The sequence below is a fragment of the Micromonospora trifolii genome (genome assembly GCF_050516465.1).
GTDB lineage: Bacteria > Actinomycetota > Actinomycetes > Mycobacteriales > Micromonosporaceae > Micromonospora > Micromonospora trifolii.
Window position 1 is genome coordinate 3,357,257 of record NZ_CP191526.1, and the last position, 13,226, is coordinate 3,370,482.

At 68.2% G+C, this 13,226-nt stretch carries 15 protein-coding genes and 1 pseudogene; 7 read left to right on the forward strand and 9 right to left on the reverse strand.

The features are described from left to right. The first annotated feature begins 282 nt into the window (after positions 1-282). Both ACQRWP_RS15315 and ACQRWP_RS15320 read left to right on the forward strand, forming a co-directional pair. Positions 283-1,227 carry an alpha/beta fold hydrolase gene (locus ACQRWP_RS15315; protein ID WP_430502903.1) on the forward strand — a complete coding sequence of 315 codons (945 nt, stop codon included), beginning with the start codon at positions 283-285 and terminating at the stop codon, positions 1,225-1,227. Positions 1,228-1,250: 23 nt separating this feature from the next. Next, positions 1,251-1,640, forward strand: a pseudogene (locus ACQRWP_RS15320) (IS1380 family transposase); the annotation flags it as partial. A gap of 143 nt (positions 1,641-1,783) precedes the next feature. Here ACQRWP_RS15320 and ACQRWP_RS15325 read toward each other — a convergent pair. The 3 genes from ACQRWP_RS15325 to ACQRWP_RS15335 form a co-directional block, all read right to left on the reverse strand. Beyond that, positions 1,784-2,518, reverse strand: a complete 735-nt coding sequence (locus tag ACQRWP_RS15325) for a VOC family protein (RefSeq protein WP_430502904.1) — start codon at positions 2,516-2,518, stop codon at positions 1,784-1,786. Positions 2,519-2,612: 94 nt separating this feature from the next. Beyond that, positions 2,613-3,287 carry a hypothetical protein gene (locus ACQRWP_RS15330; RefSeq protein WP_430502905.1) on the reverse strand — a complete coding sequence of 225 codons (675 nt, stop codon included), beginning with the start codon at positions 3,285-3,287 and terminating at the stop codon, positions 2,613-2,615. Positions 3,288-3,546: 259 nt separating this feature from the next. Further along, a complete protein-coding gene (locus ACQRWP_RS15335) occupies positions 3,547-4,086 on the reverse strand; it encodes a DUF6817 domain-containing protein (protein ID WP_430502906.1) in 540 nt (179 codons plus the stop codon). Between the two features lie 99 nt (positions 4,087-4,185). Here ACQRWP_RS15335 and ACQRWP_RS15340 point away from each other — a divergent pair, with 99 nt between their 5' ends. After that, complete coding sequence (locus ACQRWP_RS15340) at positions 4,186-4,920, forward strand: class I SAM-dependent methyltransferase (protein WP_430503205.1); 735 nt, start codon at positions 4,186-4,188, stop codon at positions 4,918-4,920. 120 nt (positions 4,921-5,040) lie between these two features. Here the strand turns inward: ACQRWP_RS15340 and ACQRWP_RS15345 are convergent, their stop codons facing one another. Together ACQRWP_RS15345 and ACQRWP_RS15350 are read right to left on the reverse strand one after the other, a co-directional pair. Then, positions 5,041-5,502, reverse strand: coding sequence for a GNAT family N-acetyltransferase (locus ACQRWP_RS15345; RefSeq protein ID WP_430502907.1), 462 nt, complete (start codon positions 5,500-5,502; stop codon positions 5,041-5,043). Positions 5,503-5,685: 183 nt separating this feature from the next. Then, positions 5,686-6,102: a DNA polymerase ligase N-terminal domain-containing protein gene (locus ACQRWP_RS15350; protein ID WP_430502908.1), complete on the reverse strand. Its 417-nt coding sequence runs from the start codon at positions 6,100-6,102 to the stop codon at positions 5,686-5,688. Between the two features lie 137 nt (positions 6,103-6,239). Here ACQRWP_RS15350 and ACQRWP_RS15355 point away from each other — a divergent pair, with 137 nt between their 5' ends. Beyond that, complete coding sequence (locus ACQRWP_RS15355) at positions 6,240-7,196, forward strand: phosphotransferase (RefSeq protein WP_430502909.1); 957 nt, start codon at positions 6,240-6,242, stop codon at positions 7,194-7,196. Continuing rightward, a complete protein-coding gene (locus ACQRWP_RS15360) occupies positions 7,193-7,453 on the forward strand; it encodes a hypothetical protein (protein ID WP_430502910.1) in 261 nt (86 codons plus the stop codon). The genes ACQRWP_RS15355 and ACQRWP_RS15360 overlap by 4 nt, the downstream gene beginning before the upstream one ends. Positions 7,454-7,581: 128 nt before the next feature. Here the strand turns inward: ACQRWP_RS15360 and ACQRWP_RS15365 are convergent, their stop codons facing one another. Together ACQRWP_RS15365 and ACQRWP_RS15370 are read right to left on the reverse strand one after the other, a co-directional pair. Continuing rightward, complete coding sequence (locus ACQRWP_RS15365; protein WP_430502911.1) at positions 7,582-8,700, reverse strand: Gfo/Idh/MocA family protein; 1,119 nt, start codon at positions 8,698-8,700, stop codon at positions 7,582-7,584. Beyond that, complete coding sequence (locus tag ACQRWP_RS15370) at positions 8,670-9,383, reverse strand: ThuA domain-containing protein (protein ID WP_430502912.1); 714 nt, start codon at positions 9,381-9,383, stop codon at positions 8,670-8,672. The genes ACQRWP_RS15365 and ACQRWP_RS15370 overlap by 31 nt, the downstream gene beginning before the upstream one ends. 557 nt (positions 9,384-9,940) lie before the next feature. Here ACQRWP_RS15370 and ACQRWP_RS15375 point away from each other — a divergent pair. Both ACQRWP_RS15375 and ACQRWP_RS15380 read left to right on the forward strand, forming a co-directional pair. After that, on the forward strand, positions 9,941-10,141 hold the full coding sequence (locus tag ACQRWP_RS15375) for a hypothetical protein (RefSeq protein WP_430502913.1): 201 nt from the start codon (positions 9,941-9,943) through the stop codon (positions 10,139-10,141). Positions 10,142-10,325: 184 nt separating this feature from the next. Next, positions 10,326-10,793 (forward strand): peptidoglycan-binding domain-containing protein, encoded by a 468-nt coding sequence (locus ACQRWP_RS15380; RefSeq protein WP_430502914.1) that lies wholly within the window; start codon positions 10,326-10,328, stop codon positions 10,791-10,793. A 116-nt stretch (positions 10,794-10,909) separates the two neighbouring features. Here ACQRWP_RS15380 and ACQRWP_RS15385 read toward each other — a convergent pair whose 3' ends face one another. Together ACQRWP_RS15385 and ACQRWP_RS15390 are read right to left on the reverse strand one after the other, a co-directional pair. Continuing rightward, the gene (locus ACQRWP_RS15385) at positions 10,910-11,581 is read right to left on the reverse strand and encodes a hypothetical protein (RefSeq protein ID WP_430502915.1); all 672 of its coding nucleotides are present in this window, start codon (positions 11,579-11,581) and stop codon (positions 10,910-10,912) included. Between the two features lie 147 nt (positions 11,582-11,728). Continuing rightward, positions 11,729-13,204: an RICIN domain-containing protein gene (locus tag ACQRWP_RS15390; RefSeq protein ID WP_430502916.1), complete on the reverse strand. Its 1,476-nt coding sequence runs from the start codon at positions 13,202-13,204 to the stop codon at positions 11,729-11,731. Positions 13,205-13,226: the final 22 nt, after the last annotated feature.

Sequence of the window (13,226 nt, forward strand, 5' to 3'; positions counted from 1 at the left end):
AAGAAGACGCCCCTTCCTGGAAACCGTGCAGTGCCTGTCATCAGGTTCCGGTCTACGGGGTGCGGCGGGTGGCGAGGGTGGCGGGCATGACGGCGGCGGCGCCGAAGCGGCGGCGGGCGGTGTCGGCGGCGGCTTCGATCAGCCGGGCCCGGGGGCTAACCCCATGGTGCTCACTGGCGTCAGCTTCATCACCAACAGATATGCCAGCCGGATCACGTAAGCGACCAGGATCCCGAATGCTTGGACAGGTACAGCAGCACCCTCTTCCGTCAAAGGATCCTCATGTCCCGCACCCCCCGCAAGCACCGCAAGCACCGGTCCACGTATCGCGTTCTGTCGTCTCTCGCCGTGCTGACCCTGGCTGCCGGTGGCGTCACGGCGTGTGGCGACGACGGTTCGTCCGCCACCTCCTCGACCTCGAAACCCCCCACATCGTCCGCCTCGCCGTCGACCAGCCGGGCGGCCGCAGCGAAGCTGCACATGGTCAACAACGGAGGACATCGCCTGGCCTTCTACGTCACGCAGGGCAGCGGTTCCACCATCGTCCTGGACTCCGGCGGCGGCGAGTACTCCTCGCAGTGGAATAACATCGCCCCCAAGCTTCACGCGGCCACCGGCGCCACCGTCATCACCTACGACCGGGCCGGCCTCGGCGAGAGCGACGTGGTGCCCGGCGCGTGGAAGGTCGAGAGCGCAGTCAGCGACCTCAAGGCAGGTCTCAAGCAGCTCGGCGTCACCACGGACGTAACCCTGGTGTCCCACTCCCAGGCCGGCGAGATCGCGAACAACCTTGCCCAGGACAACCCGGAGATGCTCTCCGGCGCGGTCCTCGTCGACGCCAACCTCCCCCAGTTCTTCACCGACGAGCAAATACCCCGCCTCGTGGCCGCGGGCCAGCCGGACGTCGACGTGGCGAAGAAGGATCCCGAGAAGCCTGCGAACCGCCAGCTCATCTCCACCGCGGAAGGCTTCGCCGCCGCCCACCAGACCTTCCACAAGGTGAAGTGGCCCGCCTCCGTGCCGGCCACGGTCATGGTGTCGGAGAAGACCCCCTTTGCCGGGTCTCCCGAGGACGCCCAGCGCTGGCGCGACGCCGCCGCCTCGTTCGCCAAGGAAGCCCCCAACCGCAAGCTCGTCACCGCCGAGGGCACCTCCCACGAGATCCCGACAGATCGCCCCGACCTCGTCATCAAGGCGATCGAAGACATGTTCGCGGCACAGCACTGACCGCAAGGAGAGCCCCTCCCCCATTTTTCGACGGAACCCGTGAGGCGTAGTCCGGGCTGCTGCGGGAGGGCCGGGCGGGGTCGAACACCACCGCCGACCACATCACCGTTCTCGACCAGGCCTTGGCCCAGATCCCCGACGCCTACCGCCACGGCACGCAGATTCTCGTGCGGTCGGACTCGGCCGGCTGCACGCACGGGTTCCTGGCACACATCCGCAGCCTGCGCGAACAGGCCGTCAACGCCTGATTCTCCGTCGACGTCGCGATCACCGAACCGGTCCGCGACGCGATCCGCGCCGCGACCGGCTGGATCCCGGCGCTGGACGCCGACGGCGCGCTGCGCGACGGAGCCGAGATCTGCGGGATCACCGGACGGCTGCCCGCAGAACTGCTGGCCGGATACCCGCAAGGTCGCATACGAGACCCCGGTCCCCGCCGCCCACTCCTTCAGGTTCACGCCCCCACCATGGAAGCTCAGGCACACTCCCGACCAACGGAGCGTCAGCCGCACCAACCCCTCGGCGTGCTGTGGTGAGCGATCGACGGGGGTTGGGGTCAGCTCGGGGTGAGGAGGCAGAACTCGTTGCCCTCCGGGTCGGCGAGCACCCTCCACGGGACGTCCTTACCCAGGTCGATGGGGGTCGCGCCGAGACTCCGCAGCCTGACCGCCTCGGCCTCGAGGTCGTCACCGGGGTACGGACGGACGTCGAGATGAACGCGGTTCCACCCGCTCTTCACGTCAGGCGTACGGACGAACTCCAGATAGGGGCCGACGCCCTCGGCTGAGCGCAGTCTCGCTCCCTGGTCGGTCACCTCGTGCAGGGTCCAGTCCGTGGCCTCACTCCAGAACCGGGCCATGGCTCTCGGATCCGCGCAGTCGACGACCACGGCGGCGATCGGCCCGGTGTCCTGGTAGAGCGGTCGGGGGTCCAACACGCAGAACTCGTTGCCCTCCGGGTCGGCCAGAACCGTCCATGGCACGTCGCCCTGGCCCACCTCTGCAGCTGTCGCGCCGAGATCCTTCAAGCGCGCGACCACCTGCGCCTGGTGGGCCTTCGACGTGGTGGCGAGGTCCACGTGCACGCGGTTCTTCACCGTCTTGGGCTCCGGAGAGACGATGAGGTCGATGCAGACAGCTACGGGATCGGGGTAGACGAAGCCCTCGGGTTCGAGGTTGGTCACGCCGGGTCCCTCGCTGGAGACTCCCCAACCAAGCACCTGCGCCCAGAAACCGCCAAGCGCGGAGTCGTCCCGAGCCTTCATGTTGATCTGAACAAGCCGTGTCGCCATGCCGGCGATGCTAAGGCCCGTCGAGTCGGCGGTGGTACCCGCCCTTCGGTGACGGGACGGGTTCACACCAGCCGCCGCCACGCCTGGCAAGGCGCTACAGCAGGTCCAGCACAGTCTCTATTCGTGCAGCCAGCAGCAGATCCATGCTGCCTTCGACGTTCACACTGACAACTGCGCTGCCAGTTGACCGCGCCAGTCGGACTGCCAGCGTGGGCGTGCCGGACAGCGGGTACTCGAACCAGCGGTCGGCTGTCTCGTCGTTCGTGTCATCGAGCGCGCCGGTCAGTGCTGCCTCGTCGAGATCGTCATACGCATAACCGATATAGGCGCTGATCTGCCGAAGCATCCGTACGACGTGTTCCTCGTTCACCCACCCCTCGACGCGCGCAACGCCGTCGCGGACTGCCCCGTCCGGCGACTGCGGCCCGGGCGACACCAGCTGATCCGATTGCGGGTCGTACGAGTCGAGCCCGTGGGCACTGGCCAGAACAGCGAGTGCGCTGATGCCTTCCCACCCATAAGGCAGAGCCATGCCGACGAATCGATCGGCGAGATCGGTGTGGCCCCATGGCTGCCGCCACCCCAGATCGTCATGCCACGGAGCGATCATGTCGGCGAGGTCCGGCCAGCGGCGTAGCAGCTCGGCACGGAAAGCGAGGACGCGGTTGTCCGGCACGAGACCATCTGCCGACTCGTCCGCGAGCCGGTCAGCCAGCTGGCGAGGATCCGCTGCTGCCCCGGACGGCCAGAAGTACAGGTCGTAGCTCACTCGAGCAGCGTATGTGACCTATCGGAAGGCGCCTTCTCCCCAGCACGGGCACCGGCTATCGGATCTGTTTCCGCTGAGGTCTGGGTTCAGTAGTCGAACGTCCAGAGCCACCAGGGGAGGTGGGGATGAGCGAAAGGGTTAAACAGGATGAATTGCATTCGCTGCAACACTCTGCAGGGCGTAGCCACCCTGTTTTCGCTGGCATGCACCCCAACACCGTCAACCGATGGGCTCAGTTTGCCGGCAACAGTTGGGACGACTACCTCGCGGCGGCGAGGACACGCCGGGCTTCCGCTATCACCGATGGCGACCCCACCGGGGCCCAACGGGTGAACAGCTCATTGAAGTAGGTGCCGTGGTCGGTGAGCATCGCGGGATTCTGCTCGATGACGTCGAGTTCGTTGACGATGCTGAGGTCGACGAATGCCACGAGCTGCGATGCGTCCAGGCGCCACGGCTGGCCGATGAAGCGGTCGTACACCGTGGTGGTGTCGGTCAGCGATAGCCAGGTGCGGTCCCGGTCGCACGCGCCGTACAGGTAGACCAGGGTTTCGGCCGCTGTCCCCACGACCGACCGCAGCGAATCCCGATCGGACCAGTGCAGCAAGCCGCGGGGGAACCCGTCGGTGCCGTAGACCGCATGGGTCAGGCCGGCCAGTTGCAGGTCCGGCCCGGCGCCGAGGTCGGCAAGCCGCTGCTCGACCCGGCACAGATGCGCGTTGAGGGTACCGCCGGGATGCTCGATGGAATCGGCGCCGTGGTCACGCAGGAAGTCCCGCGCCGCACTGTCGAAGCTCATGGATGTCACGCTAGGTCGAAGGAGGGCCGGCGAGACTGTGATGTGAAGCGATCCACTTCGCTCTTGCGCAGCGTCATCGCCGCCGGGTTGGGTTGGTGCATGGCGCTCATCGCGTACGACGAAGCCGACGCCGCCGCGTTCCAGGCGACCCGTCACCTGGGCGACGGTGCGCTTGGTGCATGGCGTGAGGCGATCACCCGGTACTTGGACCCGCAGCCGGGCATGCGCCTGCTCGACCTGGGCTGCGGCACCGGAAGCTGGTCACAGGCGTTCCAAACGTGGTGGCCCGCCACTGACGTGCTCGCCGTCGAACCATCCCCCGCGATGCGTGACCGTGCTGTCGTCGCGCCGGTTCTCGCCGGCGACGCCGCCGACATCCCGGCCGGCGACGCGAGCATCGATGCGGTCTGGCTTTCCACCGTCGTGCACCACATTCCCGACCTGCCCGCTGCCGCCCGTGAGATCCGCCGGGTTGCGAAACCCGGAGCCCCGGTCTTCATCCGTTCCGCGTTTCCGGGCCGCCACGAGGGCATCAACCTGTGTCGCTTCTGGCCGGAGACAATCACCGTGCTGAACGACAGCTACCCGAGCGTGGCCACCATCGAGGCCGCGTTCGCCACCTCGGGTTTCACCACCGCCGGACTCGAGCCGGTCGCGCAGGTCTCCGCACCTTCGCTGCCGGAGGCCGCCACCGGGCTACGCCGCGAGGCGCACACCTTGTTACAGCTGATCAGCGATGATGCCTACGCGAAAGGCCTTGAACGGCTGCACGCCGCCGCACGAACTGCCACCCGGCCGTTGATCGACGTCCTGGATCTGCTCGTTCTGCGCTGACCGTCGGCGCCGACCCCGACTCAGCCGTGGTCCAGACGGGCGGGTGAGATGTTCGGGAAGGTCCCCAGCCATCTCATCTGCCGCCCGCACCTCCGCGAAGCCGCGCCACATGCTCCGCCGTCAGACGAGTGGCTTGGTGCACAGCACGTCCGGGCACGGCAGGTAGCCCAGCCGTTGCCAGAACGCCAGCCCGGCCGCGTTGTCCGGCAGCACCAGCAGGTTCGCCCGTAGGCAGCCGATGCGGCGCAGGCGCGCCTCGAGTTCCGCAACCAGCCGCGTCGCAACACCGCGCCGCCGGTGCTGCGGATGCACCGCCAGGCGCAGGATCCAGCCCCGCCGGCCGTCGAAGGTGCCCATCACAACCCCACACACCCGGTCACCGTCCTGCGCCACCACCATCAGCGACGGGTCGGTGATCTCGTGGCGCGGCAACGTCTCGCGGCCAGCGGCCGTCCACACGGCGCACACCGCCTCGTAGTCGTCTGAGGAGAACGAACGAATCATGGGCATGAACCTAGCCCGCCAGCACACGAGATGATCATCGGTGAGGTCTGGCGGGTAAGGGCGATCGTCTGCGGGCATAGCGGTAAGCGTGGCGGCCAGGCGGAGCCGGTTCGTGGTAGATGCGGTACGCCTTGCGGTTGGAAGACGAGGCGCCGAGCGCGCCAGCCGCGTCGAGTAGGGCCTGGTGCACTTCGAGGTAGCGCGGTCGCCTGCACAGGCTGAAGCTCAGGCACCGTTCGCCCATGACGCAGCGCGTGCTGTTCAGCTTCGCCGAGGTCGCTCCGGCCGGTGAGGTGGTTGGTCGGTTACAAACGGCTCCGGCTCCCGCAGCTCGTTCGGGGGCTGCTCCTTCGTCAGGTGGAGCAGCCACCCCTCGCCGGTGCGGATGAGCGCGTATCGCCGGCGACCGGTGCGGCCGTGCAACGTGAACAGCATCCGGCGGTCGGTGCGGTCGTGCTCTTCCCAGGTGCCGATGTCGGCGACCGACTTGTCGACGTCCTCGTAGGTGAGGTGATCGAGGTCGTGGTCGGGCACGGCTATCGCGAGCCGGTTATCGCTGGGGCTGTCCGGCAGACCGCGAGGCACCGCCCACGAACGCAGCACACCGCCCTCCTCGAGCCGCAGGTCGAAGTGCGGCCGTGGTTTGCGGTGGTGATGCAGGACGAAGGCGGGTGCCACTCCCCCATTGTCGGCGCCGGCCGGCCCTTCCGCCTGTCAACGCGACCACCTCACGACGCCTGGTACGCCTTCCAGTCCTCGAGCAGGTGGATGAGCGCCGAGACTCGGATGTCGTGGTGTCTTGATTGACTGGGCCGATGCAGATCGAGGAAGTTGAGGGGATCGCGGCGGCCCTGGGTAGCAGAGTCGTGACGGCGTCCGTATTGGCGGGCGGTTTCTCTCACGAGACCTGCCTTCTCACGCTTGCTGACCGTCGGGTCGTTGCCCGGTTCGGAGGAACTGACCCGACGATTGAGGCGGGGGTCATGGACGTCGCCCGCCGGTACGTGCCGGTCCCGAACGTCTTGTTGGTCATGCCCGCCGGAGACGGGCGGGTGCGACCCGCGATGGTCATCGAGTATGTGGACGGTGTCGCGCTGAGTGGTGTGCTCGCCAGAGGCGATCTTGGGCGGTTGGAGGCGGGCGATCTGGGGGCCGAGGTCGGACGGGTCGTCGCGCGAGTCGCTGCTGTGACGTTCGATCGACGAGGCTTCTTCGTGGACGGGAACCTCACCGTCAAGGAGGAGCGCCCCTGGTCGCAGCAGTTGGTGGAGGTCGCGGAGGGTTGTATGGCTGCGGTTCCCGACAGCCGGCTCGACGGCGAGACGCGTCGTGCTTGGGTGACGTTGTGCGCGGCTCACGCGACGGCGCTGGAAGGCATCGACGGCCAGAGTCGGCTGGTGCACGCCGACATCAACCCGAAGAACATTCTGGCCTCTCGGGTGGGCGGCGGTTGGCGAGTGGATGCGCTGCTCGACTGGGAGTTCAGTTATTCCGGTTGCCCGTATGGCGATGCTGCGAACATGGCCCGGTTCGGCGCTGACTATCCCGCTGGGTTCTTGGATGGCTTCCAGGCGGGCTTCGCCGAGCAGCAGCCCGCAGACCTGCCCCTGGTGCAGAACTGGACCTATGTGGGGCGGGTCCTGGACATGTTCGCGTTGAGTGACCTGCTGACTCGCCCTGTGGGGCATGCCGTTGCTGACCAAGCCGCCGAGCAGGTCCAGCGTTGGGTTGAGCATGGCGTACCGGACGGTGTGACGGGTATCCCGACGTGATCGTGCACGCCGACGGTCGCGCGATACGCCTCGCCGAGCTGACCCGCACCGCCCGGCCGCTGCTGCTGGACTCCACGGGCGTCTACGCCGAGATCGCCGCGCCATGGCGAGACCGGGTCGACGTGGTCACCGGCTCACTGCAGGGCACGACAGCGACCGCATTGCTCGTACGCCCCGACTGCTTCATCGCCTGGTCCGCCGGAGACGCCCCTTCGCTGCGCGCCTCGCTCACCCACCACTTCGGCCTTCCACGATGACCGCGAAGACCATCCACCAACGTCAGCGCGGATCAGCTTCAACGTCAACTGCCTGCTGACCCACGGCGACCACAGCTTCCGAGTCGGCGAGTACGGGCCGCAGACCCGCGAGCATCGTCTGGCCCTCTTCAGCGTCCGTTCGCGTCGTACGCCTTCCAGTCCTCGATCGGGGTGAGCGGAACCGGCACGGGCCGCTCCACCATCGTCGTCAGCTCGATCCGCTGGCCTTCCGCCGCCGACCGGAGCAGGCTGGTCATCGTTTCGAGTACGTGCAGAGCGACGTCTCCGTCGGCGCGCGGCGGACGCTGATCGTCGGCCCGGACCAGGTCGATCAGGCCGATGCCCCGGGAAGCCTTGGCGTAACCGGCGAGCGGTTCGAGAGCGCGCCATTCGGTGCCGCCGAGCGCGAAGAGGCGGACCTCACCGTCGAAGTAGTTCGGATCGGGTACGGCGAGTGTGCCGGCCTCCCCGTGCACCTCGATCGGTGCGGCCGTCGTCCGGACGGCGTCGAAGCTCGTCGTGATGGTGGAGAGCGCACCATTGGCGTGCTCGAGTACGCCGGTGAGGTGGGTGTCCACCCCCACCGGGATCCGCTGGCCGGCGCGGGGGCCCGAGCCGATGACGCGCTCGGCGCGCAGGCGGCTGGCGGCTCCGGTCACCGCCCGGACCGGCCCGAGCAGGTGGATGAGCGCCGAGATGTAGTACGGCCCCATGTCCAGCATCGGGCCGCCGCCCGGGGCGTAGTAGAAGTCGGGGTTGGGATGCCAGCGCTCGTGCCCCGCAGTGACCATGACGGCGGACGCTGACATGGGCCGTCCGATGAGCCCGCCGTCCATCGCCGCCCGCGCCGTCTGCGTACCCGTGCCCAGGACGGTGTCCGGCGCGCAGCCGACGCGGACGCCGGCCGACGCTGCTCGATCGATGATCGACCGGCCGTCCGAGAACGTCACGGCGAGCGGCTTCTCGGCGTACACGTTCTTGCCGGCGTCGATCGTGCCCAGCGAGATGTCGGCATGCGCCGCGGGGATGGTGAGGTTGAGCACCGTCTGCAAGTCCGGGCGGGCGAGCAGGCGCTCGACGCTCAGCGCCTCGGCTCCGGGGATCGTGGCCGCGACCTCGGCCGACCTGGAGGCGTCGAGGTCGGCCACCGCGACGATGCTGACCTCAGGGTGGTCCGCGAGCGTGTCCAGGTACGCGCGGGAGATGACCCCGAGACCTATGACGCCGACGCGGTGCGGGTCGCCCACACCATTCCCCTCTCGATGACGGTACGGACATCCGCGTGCTCCAGCACGTCGAGGCTGTGTCCCGGGGTCGTCACGACGATGCGCCCGGCACCCCACAGCCGGGTCCAGATCGCCGGCGAGGTGACCGGCCGGTGCCACGGATGCCACGCCTGCGTCGGGTGGGTGGTCACGGCCAGCACGTCGATCAGGTCATCGTGCAGCACCCAGTACTGCTCGGTGACCAGGTCGAAGTCCTCGATGCCCGCGGTGATCGGGTGCTCCCGGCCGAGGTCGGTGATGCGCACCGTGTGCGGTAGGAAGTTGTCCTCCGGGCCACCGTGACGCTCACAGGGCTCCCGGCCCGGATGGGTCGCGAACTGGCCGCCCACCAGATGCAGGTATTCGGATGACGCGCGGAACGAGTCCACGATGCCGCCGTGCCAGCCGGTGAAGCCCGTGCCGGCGATGACCGCCGCGCTGAGGCCGGTCACCTGGTCCGCGGTGATCTGCGACATCGTCATGCACTGCACGACGAGGTCGGTCTCTGCCATCTCGGCGGCGTCGGCGTAGATCTCTGTCGACTCCTCGACCCGTACGGCGTAGCCGCTACCTTCGAGGAAGGGGAGGAACAACTCCGTCGCCTTGACCGGCTGGTGCCCCTCCCAACCGCCCCGAACCACCAATGCTCTCCGCTGCGCCACCATCGCTCCCTCCCACGGTGCGTCGCCACCGGGCTGGCCGCTGCCGCCCGACGACGTGCCGCCGATGCCCGTACGTGTCGAGCACCGAAACCGTACCTGTGGTCGACGACAAAGCCGACGTACGCCGGCTTCGGGATTCCACTTTGCACGGTCGGCTTACGCCGCACCACGAACGACACTGGTGCCGAAACGGCGCAGAGGTTCCGGGCCGGCCGGGTCGAGATCTTGAGCGCCGCAGTGGGATCTGCTGATCAACCGCTACGGCGGTTGCCATACTGGCGAGGGCTCTGGACCGAGCCGCGGCCGCCGAGGTGCTGACCCTTTCCATGCGGTTGAGGCGAGGCGACCTTGCCCTTCGCGCGTCGGGCAGCCCGATTCGTGGGAACGGCCGGCGCCTCGGCCTCGGCCTCGGCCTCGGCCGTTGTCGAGGTGTCGGCAGCCACCGCGGGGTCGTCTTGGGCGGGTTCAGGCTCCGGCATCGGGTTCTCCTTGGATTTGGTGGGGTCCTGCGGGCATCGACGACCGGCGGACGCGGACTGATCGACGCCGAGGCGCGCGCCTTGACGGTAGCGCAACGCCAGGCCCAGCTGATTGCTCCCCCGCTCAAGCGGGACGGTCGTTACCTGCTGCCCGCCGGCCACGACCTCGACACATTTCGTGAGCGGATCATGACGCAGCGTGAGATCACCCGGCAGGGGTGGGCGACGCACCTCCCGTCAGAGCGGTACGACCCCTCCTGCGGCGCACCGCTGAGCCGCTGACTGAGCTGCGCAGACGTCCACAGGATTGTCCGACGTTGTTTGTCCGGTGCCGCCGCCCTGTCGGACAACCTCGCCCCGAACCAGCCTGACTCCAGGACACGAGCCGTGCGGTGGGTGTCCGCCGAGGTGTCCGACTGCCCGGGGAGCAGTCCGACGGGGGCCCCGGGCACCGGACGACACTGCGATGAAGGAGAACTCGATGAAGCGTTTGGCAGCACTGCTCGCGTTGTTCATGACCGTGTTCGCGGGCACGCTCGTCGCCGCCAGCCCCGCCCACGCTCGCAGTCAGCCGGAATGCGAGTCCTACGACGTCGTCAGCAACCAGGCGGGTTATCGGGTCGCCGCGCCGGTCGGCAAGTACGGCGTCCTGCCGTGCTCGCTGGTCTGGGGTGACGGCGGGGCGGGCACGGTGGCGCTCCAGTGGGCTCTGAACGACTGCTACCTCGCACCCGCCGGCAAGACGCTGCTCAACGATGACGGGGCGTTCGGCCAATTGACCTTCAACGCGCTGAAGTTCGCCCAGGGCAAGGCGGGCATCAGCGCGGACGGCCAGTTCGGGCCGCAGTCACGCGCATCCCTGAAGTTCCCCGCCTACACGGGCGGAACCTACGGAACCCCTACCTGTGCCCGCCTCGGCCGTCCGCTGCCGTAACTGCCGCTGGATAGAGGCCCCGCCGGCGGTGACAGCGCAGACGTTGTCACCGCCGGCGCGCCGATCCCCACGCCGCCGATCGTCTTTTGGAGACCTTCAGAGGTCAGGTAACGGGCTCAGTCGAGTACCGACTCGCCACCCGGATAGGCGAACGACGCGCGTGGTGAGTAGAAGCCCCAGACGATCTCCAGTGGGTCGGCCGGACGCAGCGCGTAGACCGGATGGTCGGGTTCGAGGAACTCCAGCGACTCGACCTCGAACGGGTCGACCGGCTCCGCCACGAACGGGTAGTTGCCACTGAGCAGCCTGCCGTCGAGCCGGGTGAGATAGCGCAACTGGCCCCGGTTGACGGCGTCGCCGGTGCGTCCGACGCGGGCCGTCGTCCTGATCACGGGTACGCCGTCCGCCTCGGTGGTCGCGATCAGCCGGTGTCCCCGTACCTCGATGGTGGTCCTTCCCGGGGTAGCCGGCACGCCCCGGGCGGCGGCGTACGCCCGGACGACCGGACTGGAGTTGACGTAGTGCGTCCACCAGCGGCCGGGCGTGACACCGTCGGGAGCGTCGACCCCGGAGAGGTCCGGCCCGATGTACGTCAGGGAGTAGGCGCCGAAGCCAGAGGTCTGCCCGGCGTCGTCGACGACGTACTGGTTCATGAAGACCTGGTGGTTCGGTGCCGGCTTGAGCCCGTCGGGCACCAGGGCGGCCACCGCGTCGGGGTCCGCCGGCAGCCACCCGAAGTAGATCATTCTGCTGTTCACGACGAGCTGCGCAGCGACGAGTTCGGTCACGAGGGGTCCTTCCGCTGGGCATCGGTCCGTAGTCGCGACGCTACGGAGCGGCCCGCCGCCCGGACAACGACAGATTGCCGACAGGCAAAACGTCGTTGTCCGGCTCGGGACGGCCACCGTGGATCGGTCGTTACATCGGAACGACCGTCAGACGGTGGTGCGCGACCATTGCTGGTTGGTGCCGCTGTTGCACGAATACTGCTTGAGGACCACCCCGTCCGCGGTCGACGCGGCCGGTACGTCCACGCACTTGCTGCTGTGTCGTGCCCGAAGCTGGAAGTAGCCGCCGTTGGAAACCATCTGGAACTGCTGGTTCGTGCCGGTGCCGCAGGTGTACTGGACGAGTTCGGCGCCGTCGGCGGTCGATGCGCTCACGACGTCGAGGCACTTTCCGCTGTGCCGGCTGATGATGCGCCAGTAGCCGCTGCCGGCGTCCTGGAACTGCCACTGCTGCCACGCGCTACCGCCGTACGTGTACTGGCCGACGCGCGCACCGTTGTCGGTGTTCGGCTGCTGGACGTCCATGGTCTTGCCGCTGTGCCGCACATCGATCCGGTAGTACGTTCCCGTCGACGGCGGCGGCGTGGTCGGGCCACCGTCGACGGTGTCGCCCCACGCGTACCGGATCCGGTCCGCGCCGGAGGTGTTGCGGACGGTCAGGTTGAGGTCGGTGCCGCTGCCGGTGAGGGCGAACATCGAGTACCAGTCGTAGCCGATGGTGCCGGTCTTGCCACCGAGGGCGGGCCAGTAGGTGCCGCCCATCTGGTTGTCGCGCATGACCTGGGCCATGGCGCGGATGTAGCGCACGAAGTTGTCGGTGCTGCCCGCGTCGGCGTAGTTACGGCCGTCGTTCATGGGTGCGCCGAACTCGGTGGCGACCGCGCGGGAGGCGCAGTTGCCGAGGCGGGCCTGGATGTGGCTGCGGAAGGCGTCGTAGGTCATCGCGCCGTAGAAGAAGGCGTAGTAGTGGAAGGACAGCAGCGTCGAGTTGAAGCGGCTGTCGTTGCAGATGTCGCGCAGGTCCTGGCTGAAGCCGGTGCCGCCGATCAGCACCCGGCCGGGCACCGCCGAGTAGTGGTAGGTGAGCCAGTTCGCCGCGACGTTGCGCCACTCGGCCGAGCTGTAGCCGTGCGGCTCGTTCATCGGCTCGAAGTAGACGTTGGTGTTCGTGCCGTACGTGTTGGTCACGGTGGACCACATCGCGTTCCACGCGGCGAGGTTCGTGATCCTGCCGCCGGAGGCGGCGCCGTCCTCCCAGTAGGCGAGGATGACCTTGAAGCCGCGAGCGGTGGCCGCGTCGATGGCGCCTCGGTACGCCTCCCACCAGGCCGTCCCCACCGTGTGGGTGTTGATGGGCAGCCGGACGGTGTTGACCCCCATGGTGGACGCCATGTCGTCGTAGAGGGCATTGGCCTTGGCCCGCACCGTCGCGTTGCTGTCGGACGAGCTGAGGCCCTGCACGACGAGTGGGCTGGTCTTGAAGTTGTCACCCAACATGGCCCAGTTCATGCCTCGGAACTGGTTGGTGGCGGCGGTGGCCGGCGACGACGCGACGACGACGATGCCAGCCATCGCCGTCAGCGCGGCCACCAGGGCGGAGAGCACCCGTCGATGTAGTGCCACAGTCGGAACTCCTTGAAGAAGG